Here is a 25,071-nt window from a genome sequence, read left to right on the forward strand (position 1 = left end):
ATAAGAACTAATTTAAATGGAATGAGCCCGGTAGAATACCGAGCTCATCATATCAAAAATATTGCATAAATTCGTCCAACTTTTTGGGGGCAGTCCATTTTGGAGGCTTTCGTTTTATTTGAATAAGCCGTAAAGTTCGGCGTCAACTTTTTCGATGATGAAACCCAAATCTTCGGGGTTGTTGGCAAAATCAAGATTATCTTTGTCGAGAATCAACAATTTACCTTCTTTGTAGTTGCTGATCCATTTGTCGTATTTCTCATTTAACTTAGACAGATAATCCAAACGTATGGCCGATTCGTAGTCACGACCGCGCTTCTGTATATTGCTGACCAATGTAGGCACCGACGCTTTCAGATAGATCAACAAGTCAGGTGGTTTGATATAGTTGATGATGCTGTGGAAAATGTTGCTGTAATTATCAAAATCACGCGCACTCATCAACCCCATATCGTACAGGTTTTCGGCGAAGATGTAAGCATCTTCGTAGATGGTACGGTCCTGTACGATATTGGCGCCCTTGTTCTGTAATTCGACGATATGCCTAAAGCGACTATTCAAAAAGAATATCTGAAGGTTGAAAGCCCAACGTTTCATGTCGCTGTAGAAATCCTCCAGATAAGGGTTGTTCTCCACAGCCTCATATTGTGGCTCGAAATTTAAGTGTTGCGCCAGCAGGCCTGTTAGGGTAGTTTTGCCGGCACCGATATTTCCTACTATTGCTATATGCATATCTTGGTTTAATACAGTTTTTTAAGACCAATGATCTCTCTTACTTCTTTAATTGTTTTCTGTGCGCTGGCCTGAGCTTTTTCCGCTCCCATCTTGATAACTTTACTAATATACGCATCATCTTTGGCAATTTCTTCTATACGAGAACGTACGGGCTCGGTAGCGACGACCATATCTTCTGCCAGTTGCTTTTTGAAGTCTCCGTAACGGATTTCACATTTGTTGTACAGCTCTTCGAAATGTGCTAACGTGTCCGGAGAAGAAACTACCTTCATCAGGTCGAACAGATTTTGAATAGGTTCAGCCTTTGGTTGGTTAGGTTCGGTAGGTCCGGAGTCTGTCACGGCACGCATGATTTTCTTGCGTATAGTTTCTGCGCTGTCCGACAAATAGATACAGTCGGCATCGCCGTTAGATTTCCCCATCTTTCCTTGTCCGCTCAATCCTGGAACCTTCACCAGATTATCCGAATAGGAGAAGGCATAAGCTTCTTTGAAATAATCCGTTTTGTAAAGGTGATTGAAACGGTTGGCGAAAGTTCTTGTCATTTCAAGATGCTGTTCCTGGTCTTTACCTACCGGCACTTTTGTTCCGTGGTGAATCAAGATGTCGCAGGCCATCAATACGGGATAGGTCAACAAACCGGCATTGACGTTATTTGGATTTGCACGAACCTTATCCTTGAAGGATGTTGAACGTTCCAACTCACCTAAGTAAGCATTCATGTTCATATAGAGGTATAGCTCTGCCACCTCAGGAACGTCAGACTGTATATATATAGTTGATTTTTCTGGATCCAAACCTGCTGCCAAATATTCTACTACCACATTGCGAACGGTAGATTGCAAATCCTGTGGTGTAGGATGTGTTGTCAAAGAGTGCAAGTCTGCTATAAAAAAGAAGCATTTGTATTCGTCCTGCATTTTGACGAAGTTGCTCAAAGCTCCATAGTAGTTACCTAAATGTAATTTTCCGGTACTTCTAATACCACTAACAACTGTTTCCATATGTTGCGAAAATACACATTTATTCTTTTTTATAGGAATTAAAAAGAAGAGTATAAGTGAATTTTATGTCAAGAAAACTTGTATGTCGAAGAGACTTACAAACCTTTTAAATATTTGTAGATTTCTATCTGGGAGCGGAAGGGAGCTTTATCATTTCTCACGTACGCATTGGAAAGCTCGTTGTCATGAATTCTGGCTTTCACATTGTCTGCAAGCTGTATGTTGAGCATGGTTAGCAGCTGCTTGCGGATGGTTTTATCTTTGATACGTACGGAAGCTTCTATGCGGAAATCTAGGTTACGTGTCATCCAGTCTGCCGAAGAGATGTACATATGTTCTTTACCGCCATGATAAAAATAGAATACTCGGGCATGTTCTAGATACTCATCCACGATGCTGATAGCGCGGATGGGCTGCTTGAAACTTTCTTGTTGCATGGCACAGTATATACCCCGTACGATAAGCTCTATTTTCACTCCATTTTCTGCCGCTTCGTAAAGTTTTTTGATTAGTGCCTTGTCACTTAAGGAGTTTACTTTGACAAGGATATGCGACCTATTTCCTTTGCGAGCTTCTTCGATCTCTTTATCTATGTATTCTTGCAGACGTTGACGCAGCTGTGTGGGGCAGAAGAGCATGGCCTTGTCACCTATAAGATGGCGTTCGATGTCGAGCTTAGGCTTATCTAGGACCAGAAAGACTTTGTCGATGTCCTTCATGACGGATTTGTTGCTTGTCAGTAGGCAGAAGTCACTATATATTTTAGCTGTCCTCTCATTGCTGTTGCCTGTACTTACAAAGCCATACTGGATAATATTTTGGCCTTTACGTTTGGTGATGATACACAGCTTGGCATGTACCTTTTTGTTGGGGAAGCCAACTAACACTTTGATGCCTTCCATCTCAAAGCGCTCCTTCCAGGCCAGGTTGTTCAATTCGTCGAAGCGGGCACGCAGTTCCAGCATAACCGTAACCTCCTTACCGTTGCGGTGGGCATTGACTAGTGCATTTCCTATTTTGGAGTTGTCAGCGAGTCTGTAGGCAGTAATTTTTATCGAGGTGACATCAGGATCTATAGCCGCCTCGCGCAACATGTCTATGATATGGTCGAAGGTGTGGTAGGGAAAGGCCAACAGGACATCTTTCTTTGTTATTACATCGGCAATACGTTGTTTATTAGCTAGATCCGGATGTAGAAAAGAGCTTCTCTCTTCGGGTTGCGTATGTTTTTTAAACACATTGGGAAAGTCCATAAAGTCTTTGAAGTTATGGATTTTATCTCCCGGGATGATGCTGTCCTGCTTGGAGAGGTTGAGCTTTCTGATGAGGTAATCGAAAAGCTGAGGATTCATGTCCTCATCATACACAAAGCGCGTAGGTTTTCCTTTGCGTCGGTTTTTTATGGCTTTGGCAATCTTTTCTGCTAAGTCAGTATTGATATCGTTGCCTAGGTCAAACTCTGCATCGCGTGTAATCTTAAAGGAGTGAGCCTGAAAGTCGTCGAACCCAAAGAAGGAAAAGATATACGGCAGATTGAAGCGTATGATATCTTCCAAGAGGATAATATGTCTTTCTTTCTTTGGTGAAGGAAGAATAATAAAGCGGCTTAGATGTTCTGTTGGGATTTCAATAAGGGCGAATTTTACGGCTTCGGGCTGCGAACGTTTGTTCATGGCGATACCCAAGTAAAGTGATTTGTCGCGTAAATAGGGGATAGGAAGGTGGTTATCCAAAAGAAGAGGGATGACGTTAGATTCTACCTCTTTGTTGAAATAGGATTTTACGAAACGCTGCTGCTTTTCCGATAGCTCTTCACAGGTTTTCAAGAAAATACCCTCTTTGGCCATTTCTTTTTGAACCTCTTTCCAGATGCGGCCGAATTTTTTCTGCAGCTTGATTACTTTTTTGTTCAGCTCGTCGAGGATGAGCTGCGGCTTTTCGAAGAAGATTTCTTTGGCGTCCTTTTCATTTATTAGGAGGGCGCGCTTCAGGCCGGCGACCCGTACCCTGAAAAACTCATCCAGGTTATTTGAAAATATACCTAGAAACTTTATTCGCGAAAATAAAGGAACCGAAGGGTCTGCAGCCTCCTGAAGGACGCGCTCGTTGAAGCTGAGCCAACTGATATCTCTGGGTATATATTTTCTTGCCATCACACCTTGCCCTTGTAATAAACTTATCTGTTTTTTACCCCTCTACGTTTCAAGATATTGATAGCCTCATAGCGGCTTGTGTCGTAGTATGGAGGGTCTATAGATAATTTTGTGGGATACGGTTTTCTTTTGTCGAAGAAATAGATGCGCGTCACGCTGTTGAAGTCGTTGACAGGGAAAAGGTCAGCACAGGCCTCAAAGTTGGCATTGGCAATATCACCTACTGTCACTGCATAGATACGTTCTATTCCTCCTTTGTTCTGTTCGTTGCGAACGAAGGCTACCTCTTCAAAATCTCCCGGAAGGTCTTTGATGTTGGGTTGGCTGTAGGCATCCCAAATCAGATAACCTAATATTAAAATAAGAGGTATGGCAATAAGCCATACCCTTTTGGTTTTCTTCATACTATGTCTTACAAACTAATTTGAATGTTCAACAATTTAAAGAATTCTTTTAGAATTTGTTGGTGTCCAGGCCAAGCAGGTGAGGTTACAAGTTTGCCATCTACCACTGCTTGATCGGCAGGTACGTTTTTCCATGTTCCGCCAGCCAACTCGATATCTGGACCTACGGCCACATAGGCGGTCAATGTTCTTCCTTCGAGTACTTTTGCTGCTGTCAGCACCTGAATGCCATGACATATAGCTGCTACAGGCTTGTCGGCATCGAAGAAATGTTTTACTATTTCAAGGACACGTTTGTTCAAACGGATATATTCTGCCGAACGACCTCCGGCGATATATAAGCCGTCGTATTCTTCGGGATTTACCGCGTCGAAGTCCTTATTGATGGCGAAGTTGTGTCCTCGCAATTCTTTGTATGTCTGATCTCCAGTGAAATCGTGTACTGCTGTAGGCACTACATCTCCGGCTTTGCGATCAGGAGCAATGGCGTCAACGTCTATACCTACGGCACCCATAGCCTGAAAGGGTACCATAGCCTCATAGTCTTCTACGTAATCACCAACTAATAACAATACTTTCTTTGCCATATCTCAATTTTTTTATTTGTTTAACAATAATAATAGTAGTGTAGTATAAATTTTAAATGTTGTTTGTGTTCTCCAATTTTTCTTTCATAAGTTTTTTTGTGCGGCGTACTTTAGCTTCCAGCTGACTTCTATAAAGCATATTGATTACACCCTTACCTTCTTCGAAGTTGTGTTGAAATTCGGGTAGGGAGAAGGTGTCTAGCACTTCGGCACCGTCGAGAGGAAGTCTTTCTGCCGCTATGGACAGCACCGTCTGTCCTCCACGAGCTCCTGGACTTGTAGCCATGAGAAATACAGGCTTGCCGTTGTATATCTTACGTCCTTTGATTCGTGATATCCAGTCTGTAAGGTTTTTGTAAGCGACATTATAATTGCCGTTATTTTCCGCAAAGGATATAAGGATAAAGTCTGCCCAATCTATTTTGGCGGCAAAGTCCAAAGCTTTCTGAGGAATACCTTCTTTAGCTTCCAAATCTTTGGAATACATAGGGACGGAAAAGTCATTAAGGTCGAGAATCTCGATCACATCGTCAATTTCCTTGTAATATTTCGACACACTCGTTACAAACTTTTTGTTAATGGAGTCCGAGCTGTTGCTTGCGCCAAATGCCAGAATTTTCATACTTCTAATGTACTTAAAATTATTCTTTTTCCTGTAATGTGGACGTCAATTTCTGTGTTACAATAAAAAAGGGTTGATAAATACCTATCAACCCTCTTCTTTTATGCTTTTCTGTTGAGTGCCTTACACATTGAAGCGGAAATGCATGATGTCCCCATCTTCTACGATATAGGTTTTGCCTTCGATGGCCATTTTCCCTGCTTCTTTTACCGCTGTCTCGGAGCCGTAATGGATGAAATCTTCGTATTTGATAACTTCGGCACGGATAAATCCTTTCTCAAAGTCTGTATGGATGACGCCAGCAGCCTGTGGTGCTGTAAATCCTTTTTCTATGGTCCAAGCGCGAACTTCCTGTACGCCGGCGGTGAAGTAAGTAGCTAAATTGAGTAGTGAGTAAGCCGCACGAATGAGCTTATGAACCCCGGATTCTTCCAATCCTAGGTCTTCCAAGAACATTTTGCGCTCTTCGTAACTTTCTAGCTGTGCAATTTCTGACTCGATTTGAGCAGAGATAACCAACACTTCGGCTTTTTCGTCTTTCACGGCTTCTTTGACACGTTCTACGTAAGCATTTCCAGTAAGGACAGATCCTTCATCTACATTACATACATACATTACTGGCTTTACCGTCAATAACGACAGATCCGAGATATAATCAAAATCTTCAGGGCTTAACGGTGCTGTACGTGCAGACTTGCCGGATTCAAGATGCTCTTTCACCACCGAAAGAATCTCGAATGTTTTCTTTGCTTCCTTATCGCCACCGGTCTTTGCCATTTTCTCTACTTTTTGGATACGTTTTACTACTGTTTCCAAATCTTTAAGCTGTAACTCGGTGTCTATGATTTCTTTGTCGCGGATAGGGTCTACCGATCCATCTACGTGGATAACATTAGGGTCATCAAAACAACGTAATACGTGAATGATGGCATTCGTCGTACGGATATTTCCTAAGAACTGGTTTCCTAACCCTTCCCCTTTGGAAGCTCCTTTTACGAGGCCGGCGATGTCCACGATTTCTATAGTATTAGGGACGATACGCTGTGGCTTTACCAGCTCTGCCAATTTATTAAGACGTGGGTCCGGAACTGTGATGACGCCCACGTTAGGTTCTATAGTACAGAAAGGAAAGTTTGCCGCCTGTGCCTTAGCATTGGACAAACAGTTGAATAATGTTGATTTACCTACGTTCGGTAGGCCTACGATACCACATTGTAAAGCCATAAATTATTATGCTGTAAGATTTTTTAAAAATTTGGGCAAAGATAACAAATAAAGTGCATACTTATTTTATGGGAAACGTTATTTATCGATGGTTGGTTATGCAACAAATAATTTACAGAAAAATTTTATGCTTCATTAATCCTTTCGGCGTATTCGGAGGTCATACTATCAGAAAACAACATTAAGAACTATATCGACTATTTACTATTACAACAAAAGGAGGTCACCATGAAAAATATACTTTACATTGCGTTACTAGCCGGAGGAATGTTATTTATCAATGAATCGAAAGCACAAGTCAATGTCAGCATCAATATAGGAACACAACCTTTATGGGGACCTGTAGGATATGAGTATGCACGTTTTTATTATCTGCCAGAGATTGATGTATACTATAATGTAGCAACTCGAAAATATGTTTATTGGCAAGGTAAAAAGTGGGTGACCAAGTCGAAGTTGCCAGCACGTTACCGTCATGTGAATCTGTTCCGTACATATAAGGTAGTGATCAACGATGCGGATCCATGGAGATATCATGTGCGCCACAGAGATGCGTATGCACGCTATGCGCATGTAAGAAATCAAGTGGTAATCCGTGATGTGCATCACCACCACAAACCTCATAAACCGACTCCCAAGCCTAAACACAAACACGACAGAAGAGATAGAAGAAGATAAAATAAAGAAGGGGTTTCAATTACGGAAACCCTTCTTTGTTTGTGGGGCTTTAGCTACTTTTTGTCGAAGAAAGGGCTTCAAAAGTTGGAAATTGTATTCATAATTGTGTTAATTTTGTGGAAAATCATACAGATAATGTGGAAGATGTTGAGAGGACTATATAAATTGACTGGAGTAGTCCTCGGTTCGTTGGTGTTGCAGTCGTGTAACAATTTTTCTAACAGTGCTTTAGGTTCCCAAACAATAGATTCTATCTTTAACAAAGATAAGCATACACTAGCCTCTAGGCCTGTGCTTCATGACAAGTGGGATTCTTTGCGCAAAAATCTTATTGTTTTTAAGGTAGATAGCCTTAATCCGGTGGATATCAAAATTCAGCGTAAGCGACTGAAAGATTCACTACGTCGTGAATTTGACAAAAAGCCTAAGCATATATACCTGACTTTCGATGACGGACCATTGGTAGGCAGCAAAGCTATAGATTCTATTGCTCGTGTTAAAAATGTAAAGGTGAATGCATTTGTGGTGGGACGTCACGCTACGATGGGAAAGACGCGTCAGCGCGACCTCAACCGTTATGTGGAGAATCCTTTGGTGGCTGTGTACAATCACAGTTATACGCACGGCTTCAACAGGTTGACAAGCTTCTATGCCAACAGTGACAACGCCTTTGAAGATTTTAAGAAGAATGAAGAGCAGGTGCAACTGTCGGCCAAAATCGCCCGTCTTCCGGGAAGAAATATCTGGATCTATGATAAGGAGCGTAAGATCGATATACCTAGTGCTGCACCGACCGCGGATAAACTGTTTGCGGATGGGTATAAAGTGTTCGGTTGGGATGTAGAATGGCGCTTAGATGGATATACAGGTAATCCTAACATACCTTTGGAAACCGTTTTCCATCGAATTGTCAACTTTATGAACAATAAATCATCGCGAGAGCCGAACAATGTAGTGTTTTTGATGCACGACAATATGTTTCAAACCAAAAAGGGACAGAAGCTCTTAGGGGACCTTATCGATAGTCTCAAAAAGATGGATTATAAATTCGAGTTTATGGAAGACTATCCAATAAAATATTAAAAAAGGGCTTTTAAAGCCCTTTTTCTCTTTTACATTTCTCTTTCAACGTCCTTGTCACCGCGACCGGACACGTTGACTATTGCCAGTTGGTTTTTGTCTTTAAGCACTTTGATAGCCAAGGCTACGGCGTGAGCACTTTCGATGGCTGTAGTGATACCTTCCAGTTTGGAAAGCAGCTTAAACGCTTCCACCGCTTCGGCATCTGTCACGGGATAGTACTTTGCTCTTTGGCTATCCTTCATCTGGGCGTGTTGTGGCGATATTCCGGGATAGTCCAATCCGGCAGCTATAGACTTGGAAGGAATAGGGTTTCCTTCTTCGTCCACCAAACAATACGATTTGGTACCTTGGAAGATAGTAGTTTTTCCAAAAGACAGTGTAGCGGCGGTATTAGGGTAGGTGCCGTCACCACCCCCTTCGGCGCCATGAATTTCTACCGACTCATCCTCCAGAAAGCTGGAGAACAGACCTATGGCGTTGGAACCTCCACCTACGGCAGCGAAGATGCTGTCTGGCAATCTACCCTCAAATTCCAATATCTGTTGCCGAGCTTCTTGTCCAATGACGGATTGGAAGTATCCTACCATTTTAGGATAAGGATGCGGTCCTACGTGAGATCCCAGCAGATAGAAGGAGTTAGGATTTTCGATATAGTAGCCCAGGGCAGCATCCACGGCATCTTTGAGGGTACGGCTACCTAGGTTCGTGGCGATTACCTCGGCTCCCAGTAGCCGCATGCGGCGCACGTTGAGGGCCTGTCGTTCTACGTCGATTTCTCCCATAAATATTTTACAAGGTATACCGAAGATGGCTGCTGCGGTAGCGGTAGCCACGCCATGCTGACCTGCTCCTGTCTCGGCAATGATTTCTGTAGCTCCCATCTTTTTTGCCAACAGAATCTGACCTATGCAATTGTTTATCTTGTGAGAACCCGTATGATTGAGATCTTCGCGCTTCAGATAGATTTTGGAGCCCACATAGTCACTTAAATTTTTTGCGTAATATAAGGCGGAAGGGCGGCCGACATAGTTCTTTAGGATGTAGATAAATTCTTTGTTGAATTCTTCTTTAGCGGCTTGGTCGTCAAAAAATTCCGCTAGTTTTTTCAGCTGAGGCTCCAAAACAGGTGGTACGTAGGAACCTCCATATTCGCCGTATGTGCCATCATATTGAAGCATTCGGGGATTAGGTTTAACGTCGATCATTGTTTGTTAGGTTTAAAATTCATTAAAATGTTGTACGCATATAAACCTAAGATTTTTTAATGTTTTTTTGAAATAAGATTTTAAGGAAAATAGTTGTTAATTTTGTCGCATGGCAAAGATGTTCAATAATATCGAGGATTTGATCGACGAGATGGTATACTGCTTTAACGAGCGGGTGATGTTCAACCTATTGGAGGAGCGCGATATTATTTCGGTTTTGCCTATAGAAGATGCGGATAAGGCTGCCGACTTTTTGGAGAAAACCAACAAGGTCTTGGCAGACTTCTTCGAAATCTATGACGAAGACTGTTATCCGCCTAGTAGTCTTTCCGACAAGGATGAAAACCCTATTTTCTTCTGGAAAGATTATTTGAATTGCTTTTTCGATTTCGAGCTAGTGGATGACGACACTGTCAATGCTAAGTATGCCGGTACCCCTTTCGGCCTGTATCAGATTACGGGTATAGCCTTTCGTGACGAGGTCAACAAGCGCTTAAAACGTCGTCGTCTGAATGGTATCCGTCTGGAATACAAGGTGAAAGAGTCGCCGGAAGATAGGATGCTGCACTGGAAGAGAACCTACGACAAAGAATTGTAACATTTTATCTTTCATACAACTTTATCTCTTTTCTTGCGTTATAGTTTTATAACCAATTATAGAAAGGAGATTTATTATGAATCTTGCAGATAAAAGGCTTCCACTCCATTCTTCGAGAACTTCCGGCAGAGTTTCATGGATGGATTATTTACGTATCATCTTGGGAATCATTATTCTTGCCAAGGGGATAAGCTTTGTCAACGACAGGGAGGCTGTTCGTAGTTTGATAGAGCAGACCCATTTTCAGCTTTCTATATGGGGAGCGGTGCATTATGTGGTGTTTACCCATCTGGTAGGTGGCATATTTATCATTTTGGGTTTTCAGACACGTCTAGCCTGCATACTTTTGCTGCCCGTGCTTGTGGGCGCCGTATTTTTTGTGAATATCACCTACGGCTTTGGATTCCTGAATTCCGAACTGTGGCTTTCTGTGATAGTACTGCTGCTATTGATGGTTTTTATGATCCGCGGATCGGGAAACTACTCTTTGGATAGGATGATGAATAAACCCGGATATCAACGGGAAATATGATCTGAAAGGGCAACAGTATAGTTGCCCTATTTTTTTGTAAGTTGAGGAATGTAGTAACGATAAATCATGTTTCATCATAAAACTTAATAGTCTCTGCGGAAGAAAGATATCTTCAGCCGTCATAATGTTTTGAGCTAAATATTAATAGGATTTTCTGTCTTAACAGAAAGTTTATAGCGATATTTGTGCTATCTTAATGCAAATAAAACTATTTATGATTAGTAAAGCTAGTAAAGCTGGTAGATATCTTTTGCTGTTGCTTGTCTTTTCTGTAGTCTTTTGGGGCAACACTGTAGGACAGGACAGCCTGAATAACCGGGTTCATGTGGATACTGCCCGTCATCTTCCCGACTCTTTGCGGAGAGAGCTACGTGGTCTTTCCGTTAATTTCTTAAATAAAATACATGTAGGAGACATAAACAAAGTTATTGAAGGAATTCAGAAGAAAGTTGAGGAGCATAGCAGCATCTTACGTGATAAGACCAAAGACGGTTCGGCTGTCGTTTTGGAAGAGGCCGAACATAACAATGCACAGCTCAACTCCATGAAGCAGTCGTTAAGTAACTATCTGCTTAGCGTGGGTGAGTCTAAACGTGCTATAGAAGAGTTTATTGCCAAATACGATATTCAGGAAGCAAGATATCCGCGACTTAGTAGCCATCTTGGTGAGTCATTGCGGCAGCTAACCTTGAAGAACGATTCCCTCTTGGAGGCGAATGCTATGGTAGCAACCCTGCTGAACCATAACAAGCAGCTTCTGGCCCAAGCCGGAAGCATAGGACAGGGGGATACAACAGCAGCACCTGCGGGAGCGACAGCATCACTTTGGGCCTCCAAGAAGCAGAATATTTCCAAAGAGACACTTATAAACAACATCAAAAACAATTACAACAGCAATACCATTAGCCGTTACTTTAACGATATACCTTGGAGTTCACGGATACTGTTGTTGATATTGGCTTTGGCATATGGCTATTGGTGTTTTCGTATCCATTACGAAATCAACAAGAAAAAGAATATTGCGACAGGACTTTGCAGGCTGACGTTGACGGTGACACTGAAGACCATTATTTTCTATTTTACTTTGTTGCCCTTAGTCAGTCTTTTCACACCTACTTTCGTCATCCAAGGGGCACAGATACTTATTGTATTTCTATATCTTACTTTGGCATACGACAAACTTACCAGTAACCAGAAGAAGGTATTAGGGGCTATCGTGCTCTTCTATATTTTGGATGTATTTGTTAATATGATTGTGAGCGACGATCTGTTGCTCCGTATAATATGTATTCTGTTCAATGTGTTGGCGTTGGGGATGGTGAGCTATAGCAAGAAGAAAATTAAAGACAAAACCTCTGCCGGATATATCAATAATCTTATCTATGTCATCTTTGCCATTCTGAATGTTACAGCTATAATCCTCAATATTATCGGCAAGGTAGATATGTCGAGAAGTTTCAGCATAGCTTGTGCGGTAGGGTTAGTGCAGTCTTTCACGCTGCGCTATTTTGTGGAGATGATAAGGGAAGATCTTAACAAGCAATTTGAGCATGATAAGCTGTATCGTGGATTTTTCCTTCGTTTCAATAGAGAGCGTGTGTTGAAGCTGGTGTTGGAACTTACACGTCTCATATGCCTCATTCTGGCTGTCCTAGTATTGGCCAACAACTTGCAGTTTATAGATACGCTGGTACACTTCAGCGAAACTGTATTGGAGAAGAAGCGCAAAATAGGGGACATCAGCTTTACATTTTCTAATCTTATAGTGGCGGTGATTTTACTGCTGGTGACCAACTGGTTACAGAAAAATATAAGTCTTATCGTCTTCGGTGGAGAGGATGGTCAGCTTACGCAGAAGTATAACCAGAAGATGACGCTGTTTCCTCTGGTACGTCTGGCCATCATCCTTTGTGGATTTTTCTTTGCCATTTCCGCATTGGGGATGAGTATGGATAAGCTTACGGTTGTGATAGGGGCTCTGAGTGTAGGTATTGGTTTGGGATTGCAGAATATCATCAACAACTTTGTGTCGGGAATCATTCTCGTATTTGACAAACCTTTTCGAGTGGGCGATCAGATTGAACTCGCCGACAAGAAAGGTAGGGTGAAGGAGATAGGCATCCGCGCCAGTGTCCTCCAGACATCGGATGGTGCCGATGTTATCATTCCTAACGGAGACCTCCTTTCTGGAAGGGTGGTAAACTGGACATTATCCCACGAATATAGCAAGACCAGCTTCATCGTGATGGTGGACAAGCGTGCAGAACTGGATGAGGTGAAACAGTGGATAACGGCAGCAGCAGAAAGTAGCAGCTACTTCGTGAAAAATCTCGACGTCTCCGTTAGTGTACAGGATATAAGTGCAGATATGGTGTATCTAAGCATAACGGCATGGGTGAACTATGCCGCCAATGCAGGCTCTTTCAAAAGTGAGGTTTTCTTAAATCTTTATAAAAAATTCGAGGAAGAAAAACTCAAATTTTACAGTGTGGCGCCGGTAGCCCGTCTGTAAGCATAAGAAAACAGTAAAGGCAATGCGAAAAAGCATTGCCTTTACTGTTTAGAGTATTCTTTTGTTTAGAAATTCAGCTGTGCCGCCTGCGCAATTTTTTTAGGGATATCGGTGTTGTCCATTTTGTTATTGAACAATTCGGCGCCTTCTCCTATGGCATATACAGGTACATATCCTGCCGAATGGTTTGTCGATCCCCAGCTTAAAGAAGCTATTTTGTTTAATATTTTAATACTTAATGCGGCGAGCTTGTCGTCGTTGGCATAAAGCGTTTTTGTAGTTTCGTTGACATGGTTTACGAAGCTCTTTTCATAGGCTTTGAAGAGAGACTCTTCGTCGCCTTTGGACACCTTAAGATGGGTGAACAAGCCGGTATTGTCGGCGATAAGCTGTTTTACTTCATCCCAGGAGGCGTTAGGCTTGTCGTTGCGCAGGTTGCCTATCAGGGAAGACAATGTGCCTTGCGACACCTTCTGATGCGCTAAGGCTGCTGTGTTAAGCTTAGAAGAACCGTTGCCTATGACTAAGCCGCCTGTTTCATGGTCCGCTGTCACAACGATAAGTGTTTCTTTAGGATTCTGCTTGTAGAATTCGTATGCCAGCTGTATGGTCTTCTGGAAGTCTATCACTTCATGGAGTGTGGTTCCTCCGTCGTTAGAGTGTGACGACCAGTCGATTTTTCCACCTTCCACCATCAAGAAGAAACCTTTGTCGTTGTTTTGGCTTAGGTGTTTTATTGCGCCTTTGGTGATGTCCTCCAAAGTCATGTCCTCAGTATCTTGGTCTATGGCGAATTTCAGCGAGGCCGTATTCTTAGGGTCGTCATTGATCCATACCACTTTTTGGTTGTTGTAGTCTTTGTTGAGGAAAGCCTTTTTACCTTTAACGATTTTATACCCCGATTTTTCTAGGATTACATGAACGTCGGTAGCTTCTTCCTTTTTTAGGGTAGTGGTAGGTTTAAGAAATCCGGAGCCGGCAAAGAAGTCAAAGCCCGATTTAGGGATTTGTAAAGCTATTTCATAATAATGTCCTCTGTCCGGTTGGTTGGCATAGAAGGAAGCCGGAGTGGCGTGGTCTACACTCACGCTAGTGGCTATGCCTACTTTCCATCCTTTTTCTTTGGCTGCATATGCTATGCTCTTGTAAGATACTGTCGCTGTACTGTCCATACCGATGACTCCATTTTTGGTCTTTTTACCTACGGCCAAAGCGGTACCTCCTGCACTGGAGTCTGTCACCCCATGACTTAAGGAGTTGGTGGAGGCAAAGCCCACATATGGGAATAAGGAAAGAATCAAGGGTTGATAGCCTATACGACCTTGTGTTTCAGCAGTAAAAATTTCTGCTAGGTTAACGTGGTTTGGTCCCATGCCGTCACCAATGAGGTAGAAAATGTATTTAGGCTGAGCAAAAAGGGAGCTGAAGGAAAATAAAATTGTAAATAATGTAAGTAAGAACGTGTTTCTTTTCATTTTTATTAAAGGTTTATATTCAAAGATATAAAAGTTTTTATATGTAGTGGAATTAAGTTACCGTTAACAAAACTAAAGTACGTTTAACTTGTTCTATATTTTGTAACAAATTAAATGCATTATGGAAAGCTCTTTATTAAATCACGTCAAATCCTACTTTACGGAGGAGGTGATCAACAAGTTGGGGGTGAATTTGAATGAATCTCCTGAAAATATTAAAAAGGGTATTGACGTCAGTGTACCGGCTATCCTGCTGGGCCTGCAAAGCAAAAACAAAGAAGGGCTGAGCGGCATTTTGAATTCCGCGAAGAACATGTTGGGCAATTTCGATTTCAACGATGTCTTCGGCAACTTTTTCGGTGCCCCGTCCGGAACGGATTATTCCAAATTTGAAACGCAACATATGCTGACCTCCATTTTTGGGGAGCGCTTCAGCAGTATCTTGGACAGCGTATCCTCTTATTTAGGAATCAAAGGCTCTTCTGCTGCGGGACTGTTTGGGGCAAGCCTTCCCGCCGTGGTGGCAGGCATTACCCACAAAGGAACCAACTGGAATGCGGATTCTATCAGTGCAGTACTCACACAGAATAAGTCATCCTTGGTAGCGGCCCTGCCTTCCACCTTGGGCTTGGGAGCATTCGGCTCCTTTTTTGCTGCGGCCGACGAATTTAAGTCCGGGACATCCTCGTCCGTCGTAGACAAGGCAGAGGCTACAAGTGTACCTCCACCGCACGTACGAGAGCGCTTCCATGAAGAAAGGAAAAGTAAGGGAGGCTTCTGGTGGCTGTTGATACCGCTCATCCTTATCGGAGCGTGGCTGCTCTTTAGCAAAGGTTGTCAGGGCAGCGGACCGGAAGAAGAGCGCGATGCTATGATACAACAACATTAAAAATAATGGAGGGGATTTTTGAATCCTACCTTTTCTGTTCTAAAAGTGTTTAAATTCAGTATAAACCTTAACAGCGTGATTCTGATTTAGGATATTAATAATATTTAATTATTGTTTTCAATGACAAACTAATCTGAAAGACGTTTGTAAGTCGTATATTTTTATAAATTTGGGCATAATCCACTAATCGGGATATGCTTTTTTATGTTAGATTACACGAAGACGAGACAGCTGGAAGAAGATTTCGAACGGTATATGCTAAAGTTTTACGCTAAGTATAAGCGTTTTTCATTGGAAGACTTTGGCGACTTTGCTGCCACTATTTTAAACTATAATGTGCAGAACAATGTCATCGACGCCCAGGAAAAGGGTGCCTATGCCGCTTTTCTTGTGTCACTTTATAACAAAGGTATAGGCAACAGAATTACGGAGGAACACCAAAGACAGATTGCTAATGCCATAGCGTCTGACTATAGTGTTAATTTCACCGTGATTAAGGAGCTTTTCGGATAGGAATACTATTCTTGGAGGGTCCAGGTAAGCTTTTCTATATCGTATCCGGCCTGCTGCGCATAATGTAAGTATTTATTTTTGATATCTTCGGGAATATCTTTTGTTCGGGAAAGAATCCATAGATAGTCGAGGTTGTCACCGAAGACGAGTGCATATTCATAGTCGCCAGCGATATGCATGATGTGATATCCCGAGTAGAAGGGACCAAAGAAGGAAACTTTTAGCGAGCCGATATGTGGGGCTTGCTGGAATTTAGCCTTTCCGATGCTTTGTTTAGGCTTGTTGTCTTTGATGCGTACGCCGGAATTTTGTACTTTGATGTGTCCATCTTCTTGTAGTGAGTAAAGGGCTGTTACATTTTTCAATCCTTTTTCCCAGAAGAAGTCCAACCTTGCTATTTCATACCATGTTCCCAGATAGCGGTTAATGTCAAAGTCTGTGATTACGGGGAGGTTAGATTTTACGGGTTTCCAGATATTATATATTACGGCTCCTGCCGCGGCAGCGGTAAGGAGGAAAAGTGATTTTTTCTTGTCCATAGCGTTTTCGTTTAAAGTTTAACAGTTGAAAGACAGCAAAAGTTTATCCAATTTTTTACTTTTGTCGAAAATATCTCGTTTTGTACTCAAAGGAAGAAGCTAAGAAGCTAAAGCAGGAGTTTTGGACGGCCTACGGTCAATACATGGCCTTGACCCCTTCGGCAGACGGAGAGCGGGTGAATTGGGTAAACTACAAAACAGGAATTAAGCATCTCTATTTTCGCATGGATGCCACGAACAAGGTGGTGACCATAGCCGTGGAGATGACGGATCCCGACGCAGGCATACGGCAGCTTATGTACGACCAGTTTCTGGAGCTTAAAAATGTGCTGCACGACACACTGGAAGAAGAATGGATTTGGGATGAGGTCTTTTACGATGAGGACGGCCGCAAAATTGCCCGCATCTGGACGTCTAGGGAGAAGCTTTCCATTTTCAATAAGGAGCATTGGCCGGAAATCATCTCTTTTCTGAAGCCGCGCATCGTCGCGCTGGATGAGTTTTGGTCCATGGCAAAATATTCGTTCGAAATTTTTAAATAATACATATGAAAAATAGATTATATAGTGCTTTGGCCTTGGCAGCATGTTTGGTATTTGCTCAGGTAGAGAAGGCTGCGGCATGGGGGATGACAGGCCATCGTGTCATCGCAGAAATTGCCGAAAGACATCTTAACAAAAAAGCCAAAAAGAATATCCAAAAGATCATTGGCAATCAAAAGTTAGCGTATTGGTCCAACTGGGCAGATTTCATTAAGTCTGATCCGGATCCGGCATTGAATAGCACAGGCTCATGGCATTTTATCAATACGCCGGGAAATCTGACTTTCGAGCAGTTTAACCAAGAGCTTCTCCGTTCGGCGGACAACAACCTGTATAAGTCCTATCTGCGTATCAAGGAGGAGGTGAAGCACAATAAAGACATGTCGTTGAAAGATCAGCAGCAACATCTGTACTTCATCATTCACCTCTTTTCGGATGCTCATCAGCCAATGCATGTAGGACGCGCCGACGATTTGGGAGGTAATAAAATCGAAGTGATGTTTTTCGGACGTAAGACCAATATTCACCGCGTATGGGATTCAGACTTGGTGGACAACGAAAAATATAGCTTTACCGAATACGCCAGTGTGCTGGATATCTACGACAAAGACTACTACAAAAAGTATGATGTAACATTCGAACAGGCCTTGTATGAAACACATCAGCTCGCCAATAAAATCTACGCCGATGTGGAAAATAATGCTAATCTAAGCTACAAGTATATCTATGAGTTCAAATACCCTATGGAGGAAGCACTGCTGAAAGCAGGAATACGTCTTGCTAAGGAGTTGAATGAAATCTATGGCAAATAAAATATAAAAGTAAAGAAAATCCCTGATGTATAGTTAAGCATCAGGGATTTTTGTTTTTGTTAGAGGGATAAGCGACTAAGGAGAGGGATTCCTGAAATAAATAAAATAGTCATCATTATCCTTCTGAGATTTCAAGGCTAAATTGTACCTTTGCACTATGTCCGAAAAAATTATAATCCTCGATTTTGGTTCTCAGTACACGCAACTGATTGCCCGCCGTGTCAGAGAATTAAATGTATATTGTGAAATACATCCTTTTAATAAAGTTCCGGAGTTTGACGAGAATGTCAAAGGCGTGATTTTTTCTGGAAGTCCGTATTCTGTAAGACAGGAAGATGCTCCGCAAATCGATTACAAGTCGATTCAGGCCAAGTATCCTTTGTTGGGGGTATGTTATGGCGCGCAGTATTTGGCGCAGCAGAGCGGAGGAGAGGTTCTTCCGTCAGAAATTCGTGAATACGGTAGGGCAAACTTGCAGTTTGTGGACGATTCGAATGAGTTGCTGAAGGGCATCCCTACACAATCGCAAGTGTGGATGTCGCACGGGGATACTATCAAAGAAGTTCCAGACAACTTCAAGATTATTGCTAGTACAGATAAAGTTCGCGTAGCGGCCTATCATATCGAAGGAACCAAAACTTACGGTATACAGTTCCACCCGGAGGTGACACACAGCACTGACGGTCAGATTCTGATAAAGAATTTCGTGGTAGACATCTGCGGCTGTTCGCAGGATTGGACTTCGGAATCTTTTGTAGAAACCACCGTAGCACAGCTTAAGGAGCAGTTGGGTAACGACCATGTTATCATGGCCTTATCGGGTGGTGTAGACTCTACTGTGGCTGCGGTACTCTTACACCACGCCATAGGTGACAGACTCCACTGTTTCTTTGTAGACCACGGATTGCTCCGTAAGAATGAATTCGAACAGGTGTTGGATTCATACAAAAATATGGGGCTTAACGTGAAGGGCGTAAATGCTAAGGACTTGTTTTACACTAAGCTTAAGGGGGTGACAGAGCCGGAGGCAAAACGTAAGATCATTGGTGCTGCCTTCATCGACGTGTTTGACAAGGCTTCCAAAGATATACAAAGCGAGTTGCCAGCAGGGGTTGAAGCGAAGTGGTTAGGACAAGGTACCATCTATCCGGATATTATCGAGTCGGTATCGGTGAAGGGACCTTCGGCAACGATTAAGTCGCACCACAACGTGGGTGGCTTGCCGGATTATATGAAACTTCAGGTGGTAGAGCCACTGAAAACTTTATTCAAAGATGAAGTTCGTCGTGTAGGAAAGACCTTGAACGTCGATCCTAACATCCTTAATAGACATCCATTCCCTGGACCGGGCTTAGGAATTCGTATCTTAGGAGATATTACCGAAGAAAAGGTACGGATTTTGCAGGAAGCTGATGACATCTATATTCGTAACTTGAAAGAATCTGGCTGGTACGATAAAGTATGGCAAGCGGGAACGATCTTCCTTCCTATACAGTCTGTAGGGGTGATGGGTGACGAACGTACCTATGAGCATGTGGTGGCCCTAAGAGCGGTAGGTTCCCTTGATGGAATGACAGCAGATTGGATTCACTTACCATATGAATTGTTGGCTAAGATTTCTAATGAAATTATCAACCATGTTAAAGGAATCAACAGAGTCGTTTATGACATCAGTTCAAAACCACCTGCAACCATCGAGTGGGAATAATATTTTGAAAAATACTTTAATAGCAATATCTGCAGCAGTAGTTTTGGGAGCAGCTTCCTGTTCTCCCAAGACTACTGTTTTGCGTAATCCGAACGTTCCGGGTAATGTAGGGAAGACCGAAGAGGTAATTCCTGATGTTGCCGATAAGGAGAAGGATAAGGCTCGTGGGATGTTATTAGCCAAAGAGCGTAACATAGCCCTTCTATTGCCTTTTCAATTGGACCTTATTGCTGGTAATGATGTACAGGAAAAAGACGTCAAACGTTCGGCTTTAGCTTTGGACTTCTACCAAGGCTTTCAACTTGGATTGGAAGAGGTGGCTCGTAAAGGAAAGCCCTTTCGGTTGAAGGTTATAGATTCCAAAGACAATCCTACATACAATGCGAGTTTGGCATCTGCAGAGGACGTCTCTCAAGCGGGCATTGTGGTAGGCCCCGTGTATCCACAGGAGATACGCGCTTTCGGCCGCAATGTTGTTGACGAGAACAAGTGGATTGTCAACCCGTTGGCAGCCTCTCCAGCCTCAGACTTTAATATCAGCAATCTGATTACGGTGACGCCCTCTATTTACGCCCATATGGAGGCTGTAGCAACAAAGGTGGCAGAAGAGTATAAAATAGGGGATGTGGTTATCATCTATCAAACGACAGATTCTGATAGCAAGCAATTCCTCACGGGAATGGCGACGGCGATAAGGGAAAAGAAATATAATGCTCATGTCGTTACCGTATCTTCCCTGGAGCAGCTGAATGAGAAGCTTACCCAAGCGGGCAACAATATTATCATCAGCGGTACCACAGACAAGACTTCTCTCAACAATCTTATAAGTGCTTTGACGAAAAAGAAATCGGAGTACTATTCCATCCGTCTTTTCGGTCATCCGCTGTGGGACCGTTTTGACTTTAGCAATCATCCTTCTTTTTCAGGCTTAAATCCTACCATAAGTACGGAAAGCAACCTGAAGCCATGGACGAGTGCAGTACGTCAGTTTAGAGAGCTGTATAGACAGAAATATGGGGTCATGCCGTCGGACCAGTCCTACAAAGGGTACGATGTAGCGGTTTTCTTTGGCACCTTAATTAACAAGTATGGTTTGGAAAACCTCAAAGCCAAACTGGAAACGGAGACATATAACGGAATCTATAATACTTATAAGTTCACCTATAATGAAACATGGGGATTTGCCAATATGGCTGTTTCTTTTAAAGAATATATCCATGGCTCATTCCAGCTACAATAGAAGTGTATGCAGGTAAATGAAAGGCGTGTAGCGCAGCATTTTCGGAATTTCTCGAGAGCGTTGGAAGGATATTCCTTCAACGAACCTCTGTCAAGATATCTGACAAAATTTTTTAAGAGCAACAGACAAATGGGGTCATCTGACAGAAAGATGACCTCTCGTTTTATGTACAACTACTTTCGTTTGGGAAAGACCTTGTCGGGATATGGAGTGCCGGAGCGTTTGGCCTTTGCAGAATTTCTATGTGAGCAGGAGTCTTCCTTTCTGCAGGTACATCATACAGCACTGCATGAGAACATCATGATGCCTCTAGATGAGAAGGTAGAATATCTTACTACAAGGTACGGATTTGTGTTGAAGGAGGTGTTTCCTTTTCCGGAACAGCTGTCGGAAGGAGTGGACAGACAGCATTTTTTGCTCAGTCATTTTGTTCAACCCGATTTGTTTATCCGTGTCAAGCGGTCACAGCTGGAGGTGGTACGTCAGTTTTTCGACCGAGAAGGAATACCTTACGAATTTGTCGGTGGACAGGCACTGCGCCTACCGAATGGCTTCCGTCTGCAGGATTACCCACAGCTGAAAGGTATGTTTGAGGTGCAAGACCTCTCTTCGCAGCATACTATACATTATATGGATGCCCAGCGCGGTGAGATGTGGTGGGATGCCTGTGCTGCCTCGGGAGGGAAAGCGTTGATGTTTTTGGATAAATATCCTGATGTGGAGCTTATGGTGTCCGACATACGGCTTTCTATCCTGCGTAACCTAAATGAGAGGTTTGAAGTGGCACGTGTGCCGGCACCACGAAAGCAGAAAATCCTTGACCTCAGCAGCGATATTTCTTCACTAATGCGGGGTGAGTCGTTTGACGGTATCATCTTGGACGTGCCCTGCTCGGGATCTGGAACATGGGGGCGCACCCCTGAGATGATCCAACAATTTTCGAAAGATAAGATGTTGCATTTCAAGACTTTGCAGCGTAGCATAGTAGACAATGTCGTATCCTATCTGAAGGTGGGAAAGCCATTAGTGTATATGACTTGTTCGGCATATAGGGAGGAAAATGAAGATATGATAAAGCATCTTGTGGACAAGCACTCTTTCCGACTGGAAAAAATGGAAATCATCAAAGGCTATACACAACGGGCTGACACCATGTTTGCGGCACGGCTTGTGCGCGAACGCTAGCTGCAGTTGATAGGAATAACCAGTACAGGACAGGAGGCCTTACGTATCACCGCTTCCGACAGGTTGCCCGAGATGAAGTGGTCGAAACCTGTTCTGCCGTTAGATCCCATGATGATGAGGTCTGCTGACCACTCTTCGGCCTGCATGAGAATCTCTTCCTTAATGCTTCCTATACGGGTGAAGGAGAACACCTCCTTAGCACCTTGTATCTGCTCTGCGATATGGTGTAGATATGATTCTGCGGACTGCTGTTGTGCTTCGGTGATCTCAGGTACCACTATGGGCTGTTGCCCCAGTAGTGGGTCGGCACCATAGGAGGCTGGACTGGTGGGAGGGATGACGGTAAGCAGTGCTACCGATGCTTCCTCATGGACTATCATATTCTTGGTATAATCAATGACTTTGGTGGCGCACGGAGACTCGTCAATGGCAATCAGTATGCGTTTAAATTTTTTCATAAGTTCACAGTTTTACTTATTTGAAGTATCTTCGTATTATAGAACAAACAAAATATATTTAATGTTTTAAAATCGTCAATGCGATGCAAATATCAGCATGTCAACTGAGTATAGTTCCACTGAGAGCGGAACCCTCACATCGTAGTGAGATCGTCTCACAAGTGCTTTTCGGGGAGCAGTTCGAGCTGCTGGAAGAGGAGCAAGATTTCTATCGGATCCGCCTGTTGGATACCAAATACGAAGGATGGATTCAGAATCATCAATTTGCCGAGATAGTGCTTGCCGGTGTGGATACGGATACCATCGTTGATATTGCTGGAGCACAAGCCCTGCATGATGGCGAAGTTGTAGAGCTTGTGCATGGTACTTCCATAGTGGGAGAACATATCACCATTGGAAAAAACACATACACCATTCAGGGAAGTCTACGGAAGACCAGTCTGCAAGACTTTGATGTCGAATTCCCGAAGCTTATAGAGTATTACAAAAGTACACCCTACATGTGGGGTGGAAGATCTAAATACGGCATAGACTGTTCGGGATTCAGCCAGGTGGTATATAAACATTTCGGCATCAAGCTACGTCGTGATGCATGGCAGCAGGCCGAAGAGGGGAGTGTCGTGGACTTCTTGAGTGAGATACACCCGGGAGATCTGGCCTTTTTCGACAACGAACAGGGGCACATCACCCACGTCGGCGTCATGATAGACCCTGAAACCATTATTCACGCCTCCGGAAAGGTGCGCGTGGACCGTATGGATAACCAAGGTATCTTTAATGCCGACCTTAACCGCTATACTCATAACCTGCGCATAGTAAAACGTTATTTTTAATTTTGAAGATGTCTTTACTAGCAAATACGTATTTTTTATTAGCCAGTTCACAACTATTTCCCTTTTCGGAGAGGGTAAAAAGATTTGAAGAACATCCCTCGGAAGCATTGGAGATGGCCCGAAGAGGCTATAGTTTGGTCAAGGAAGGGAAGATGAGTGAGGCCTTTACCATATATAATGAGGCTATAGAGAAATTTCCTGAGCAGCCATTTTTTTACGCCTGCAAGGCTATACTCTTTATGCGGCTGGAGGATGAGGAAAGTGCCTTCTACAACTATCAATCAGCCAAGCGGTTGGATTTCAATTACCATCACTATCTAGAATGGCTCGAAAACAAAGGACAGATGGAGGAGGCTGTGGAGCTGCTGGAGCTGAATGACATACAGCCGGAGGAGGAAGAAGCGCAACTACTGCTCAACAGGGCTATGCTGCAGGTGCAGCATTTCAACTATGAGGAGGCTATTGCAGATTTTACGGAAGCTTTCGACAAGACCAGGAGGCTCGACATCCTTGTGTCGAGGGCGGCGATAAGCATGCAGCTGTTGCGCTACGACGAAGCCTTAGACGACCTGAATGCTGTGCTGCAAGGACAAAGGTCGGCAGAGGCATACCTCTACCGTGCTAAGCTGTATGCTTTCGTTCGGGAGAACAGCTCGGCCCTGCAGGATTTCGAGCAAGCCGTCCAGCTTGCGCCTACCGATGCCCGTATCTACGAGGAGAGAGCTTCCCTGTATGAGCAATTAAAGGAATACGACAAGGCGGCGAATGATTATTCCCAAATTATCACCCTCAAGGAGGACGACTTTTATGCGTATGTGCTGCGTGCCGATGTCTACGAGAAGCTCGAAAACTGGGAGGCTGCCATCGCCGATTATAGCGAAGCGATAAAGCTAAATCCCTACTATTCGGATCTTTACCAATATCGAGGGGAGCTGCGTGCCAGAGTAGGAGATAGCGCCGGGGCGGAGGAGGATTTCCGTAAGTTTGAAGAGCTGGAAGATGAAGATGAGGACTAAACTTATTGTAAAGAATATAGTCCAACTTACAAAAAATGATAGATGAAGCAAACCTATTTGAAAAAGGCCTTCCGGCTGTTTGCAGCCTATAAGGCTTCTAAACTGTCTTCAGATGACTTGGAGATAGCAGAAAGTAAGGCCGCACATCTGGAAGATAAGATCAGCGATTTTAAGCTGCTTCTTAATATGGCGCGCGACATTATGACCGGGAAATATAAAGCAAACCCTTGGAATGTTTCCGTCATTGTGGCTACCATAGCCTATGTGGTGTCCCCGCTGGATGCTATTCCCGACCTAGTACCCGTATTGGGTTGGTTGGACGATGTCACCATCGTTGGGTACGCCTTAGGAAAACTGTCTGAAGAGATAAAAAGGTATAAAACCCATATTGCAACAGCAGAATAAAAAAACAACAAAGCCCTGAATGTAGACATGCCCCAAAAAGTTAGACACTTATTTGGGGCATTTTTATGAGTAAAAAACAGAAGTATAATTTCAATTTTAAGTTACGTCTAGTAACCACT

The 25,071-nt window shown here is 43.2% G+C and carries 26 protein-coding genes; 15 read left to right on the forward strand and 11 right to left on the reverse strand.

The window, feature by feature from the left end; genetic code table 11:
• Positions 1–114: 114 nt before the first annotated feature.
• The 7 genes from ABD873_RS04680 to ychF all read right to left on the reverse strand — a co-directional run bounded on the left by ABD873_RS04680 (position 115) and on the right by ychF (position 6,729).
• The gene (locus ABD873_RS04680; protein WP_039053605.1) at positions 115–732 is read right to left on the reverse strand and encodes a deoxynucleoside kinase; all 618 of its coding nucleotides are present in this window, start codon (positions 730–732) and stop codon (positions 115–117) included.
• A gap of 8 nt (positions 733–740) precedes the next feature.
• Positions 741–1,739, reverse strand: coding sequence for a tryptophan--tRNA ligase (gene trpS, locus ABD873_RS04685; RefSeq protein ID WP_345065331.1), 999 nt, complete (start codon positions 1,737–1,739; stop codon positions 741–743).
• Positions 1,740–1,834: 95 nt separating this feature from the next.
• Positions 1,835–3,892, reverse strand: coding sequence for a polyphosphate kinase 1 (gene ppk1, locus ABD873_RS04690; protein WP_345065333.1), 2,058 nt, complete (start codon positions 3,890–3,892; stop codon positions 1,835–1,837).
• Between the two features lie 23 nt (positions 3,893–3,915).
• The gene (locus tag ABD873_RS04695; RefSeq protein ID WP_039053606.1) at positions 3,916–4,296 is read right to left on the reverse strand and encodes a hypothetical protein; all 381 of its coding nucleotides are present in this window, start codon (positions 4,294–4,296) and stop codon (positions 3,916–3,918) included.
• 8 nt (positions 4,297–4,304) lie between these two features.
• Positions 4,305–4,883 carry a DJ-1/PfpI family protein gene (locus ABD873_RS04700; RefSeq protein ID WP_039053607.1) on the reverse strand — a complete coding sequence of 193 codons (579 nt, stop codon included), beginning with the start codon at positions 4,881–4,883 and terminating at the stop codon, positions 4,305–4,307.
• 52 nt (positions 4,884–4,935) lie between these two features.
• A complete protein-coding gene (locus ABD873_RS04705) occupies positions 4,936–5,505 on the reverse strand; it encodes an NADPH-dependent FMN reductase (RefSeq protein ID WP_039053608.1) in 570 nt (189 codons plus the stop codon).
• A gap of 123 nt (positions 5,506–5,628) precedes the next feature.
• Entirely contained in the window at positions 5,629–6,729 is a 1,101-nt protein-coding gene (ychF, locus tag ABD873_RS04710; protein WP_345065338.1) for a redox-regulated ATPase YchF, read from the reverse strand.
• 228 nt (positions 6,730–6,957) lie between these two features.
• On the opposite strand from ychF, the gene ABD873_RS04715 reads away from it, so the two are divergent.
• A complete protein-coding gene (locus ABD873_RS04715; RefSeq protein WP_345065341.1) occupies positions 6,958–7,407 on the forward strand; it encodes a hypothetical protein in 450 nt (149 codons plus the stop codon).
• A 144-nt stretch (positions 7,408–7,551) separates the two neighbouring features.
• Positions 7,552–8,490 (forward strand): polysaccharide deacetylase family protein, encoded by a 939-nt coding sequence (locus tag ABD873_RS04720; RefSeq protein WP_345065344.1) that lies wholly within the window; start codon positions 7,552–7,554, stop codon positions 8,488–8,490.
• Positions 8,491–8,519: 29 nt separating this feature from the next.
• Here ABD873_RS04720 and trpB read toward each other — a convergent pair whose 3' ends face one another.
• A complete protein-coding gene (gene trpB / locus ABD873_RS04725) occupies positions 8,520–9,695 on the reverse strand; it encodes a tryptophan synthase subunit beta (protein WP_345065347.1) in 1,176 nt (391 codons plus the stop codon).
• Between the two features lie 109 nt (positions 9,696–9,804).
• Between trpB and ABD873_RS04730 the strand changes: the two genes are divergently transcribed.
• From ABD873_RS04730 to ABD873_RS04740, 3 genes are all read left to right on the forward strand, one after another.
• Positions 9,805–10,293 (forward strand): hypothetical protein, encoded by a 489-nt coding sequence (locus tag ABD873_RS04730; RefSeq protein WP_039054576.1) that lies wholly within the window; start codon positions 9,805–9,807, stop codon positions 10,291–10,293.
• Between the two features lie 76 nt (positions 10,294–10,369).
• The gene (locus ABD873_RS04735; RefSeq protein ID WP_345065351.1) at positions 10,370–10,825 is read left to right on the forward strand and encodes a DoxX family protein; all 456 of its coding nucleotides are present in this window, start codon (positions 10,370–10,372) and stop codon (positions 10,823–10,825) included.
• Positions 10,826–11,039: 214 nt separating this feature from the next.
• A complete protein-coding gene (locus ABD873_RS04740) occupies positions 11,040–13,337 on the forward strand; it encodes a mechanosensitive ion channel family protein (protein WP_345065354.1) in 2,298 nt (765 codons plus the stop codon).
• 65 nt (positions 13,338–13,402) lie between these two features.
• Here ABD873_RS04740 and ABD873_RS04745 read toward each other — a convergent pair whose 3' ends face one another.
• Positions 13,403–14,812 (reverse strand): alkaline phosphatase, encoded by a 1,410-nt coding sequence (locus ABD873_RS04745; protein WP_345065357.1) that lies wholly within the window; start codon positions 14,810–14,812, stop codon positions 13,403–13,405.
• 121 nt (positions 14,813–14,933) lie between these two features.
• On the opposite strand from ABD873_RS04745, the gene ABD873_RS04750 reads away from it, so the two are divergent.
• Together ABD873_RS04750 and ABD873_RS04755 are read left to right on the forward strand one after the other, a co-directional pair.
• On the forward strand, positions 14,934–15,701 hold the full coding sequence (locus ABD873_RS04750) for a DUF937 domain-containing protein (RefSeq protein ID WP_345065360.1): 768 nt from the start codon (positions 14,934–14,936) through the stop codon (positions 15,699–15,701).
• 204 nt (positions 15,702–15,905) lie between these two features.
• Entirely contained in the window at positions 15,906–16,214 is a 309-nt protein-coding gene (locus ABD873_RS04755) for a hypothetical protein (protein ID WP_039053501.1), read from the forward strand.
• Between the two features lie 5 nt (positions 16,215–16,219).
• Here the strand turns inward: ABD873_RS04755 and ABD873_RS04760 are convergent, their stop codons facing one another.
• Positions 16,220–16,753 carry a lipocalin family protein gene (locus tag ABD873_RS04760; RefSeq protein WP_345065362.1) on the reverse strand — a complete coding sequence of 178 codons (534 nt, stop codon included), beginning with the start codon at positions 16,751–16,753 and terminating at the stop codon, positions 16,220–16,222.
• An 80-nt stretch (positions 16,754–16,833) separates the two neighbouring features.
• On the opposite strand from ABD873_RS04760, the gene ABD873_RS04765 reads away from it, so the two are divergent.
• The 5 genes from ABD873_RS04765 (at position 16,834) to ABD873_RS04785 (ending at position 22,240) form a co-directional block, all read left to right on the forward strand.
• Positions 16,834–17,295 (forward strand): DUF4268 domain-containing protein, encoded by a 462-nt coding sequence (locus tag ABD873_RS04765; protein ID WP_345065365.1) that lies wholly within the window; start codon positions 16,834–16,836, stop codon positions 17,293–17,295.
• Positions 17,296–17,300: 5 nt separating this feature from the next.
• Entirely contained in the window at positions 17,301–18,107 is an 807-nt protein-coding gene (locus ABD873_RS04770) for a S1/P1 nuclease (protein WP_345065368.1), read from the forward strand.
• A 157-nt stretch (positions 18,108–18,264) separates the two neighbouring features.
• Complete coding sequence (gene guaA, locus ABD873_RS04775; RefSeq protein ID WP_039053504.1) at positions 18,265–19,815, forward strand: glutamine-hydrolyzing GMP synthase; 1,551 nt, start codon at positions 18,265–18,267, stop codon at positions 19,813–19,815.
• A 4-nt stretch (positions 19,816–19,819) separates the two neighbouring features.
• Positions 19,820–21,055 carry an ABC transporter substrate-binding protein gene (locus ABD873_RS04780; protein WP_345065373.1) on the forward strand — a complete coding sequence of 412 codons (1,236 nt, stop codon included), beginning with the start codon at positions 19,820–19,822 and terminating at the stop codon, positions 21,053–21,055.
• Positions 21,056–21,061: 6 nt separating this feature from the next.
• Positions 21,062–22,240, forward strand: coding sequence for an RsmB/NOP family class I SAM-dependent RNA methyltransferase (locus ABD873_RS04785; protein ID WP_345065376.1), 1,179 nt, complete (start codon positions 21,062–21,064; stop codon positions 22,238–22,240).
• On the opposite strand, the gene ABD873_RS04790 is transcribed toward ABD873_RS04785, so the two are convergent.
• Entirely contained in the window at positions 22,237–22,698 is a 462-nt protein-coding gene (locus ABD873_RS04790) for a universal stress protein (protein ID WP_345065378.1), read from the reverse strand. The two genes, ABD873_RS04785 and ABD873_RS04790, sit on opposite strands and share 4 nt — an antisense overlap.
• 83 nt (positions 22,699–22,781) lie before the next feature.
• On the opposite strand from ABD873_RS04790, the gene ABD873_RS04795 reads away from it, so the two are divergent.
• Genes ABD873_RS04795 through ABD873_RS04805 form a run of 3 tightly spaced genes read left to right on the forward strand, consistent with a single transcriptional unit; the run spans position 22,782 to position 24,952 of the window.
• Entirely contained in the window at positions 22,782–23,531 is a 750-nt protein-coding gene (locus tag ABD873_RS04795) for a C40 family peptidase (protein WP_345065381.1), read from the forward strand.
• 8 nt (positions 23,532–23,539) lie between these two features.
• Positions 23,540–24,547, forward strand: a complete 1,008-nt coding sequence (locus ABD873_RS04800; protein ID WP_345065384.1) for a tetratricopeptide repeat protein — start codon at positions 23,540–23,542, stop codon at positions 24,545–24,547.
• A gap of 42 nt (positions 24,548–24,589) precedes the next feature.
• Positions 24,590–24,952 carry a YkvA family protein gene (locus tag ABD873_RS04805; protein WP_345065387.1) on the forward strand — a complete coding sequence of 121 codons (363 nt, stop codon included), beginning with the start codon at positions 24,590–24,592 and terminating at the stop codon, positions 24,950–24,952.
• Positions 24,953–25,071 lie beyond the last annotated feature (119 nt).

Origin of the sequence: Sphingobacterium thermophilum (assembly GCF_039541675.1) — a bacterium.
Classification (GTDB): Bacteria; Bacteroidota; Bacteroidia; order Sphingobacteriales; family Sphingobacteriaceae; genus Sphingobacterium; species Sphingobacterium thermophilum.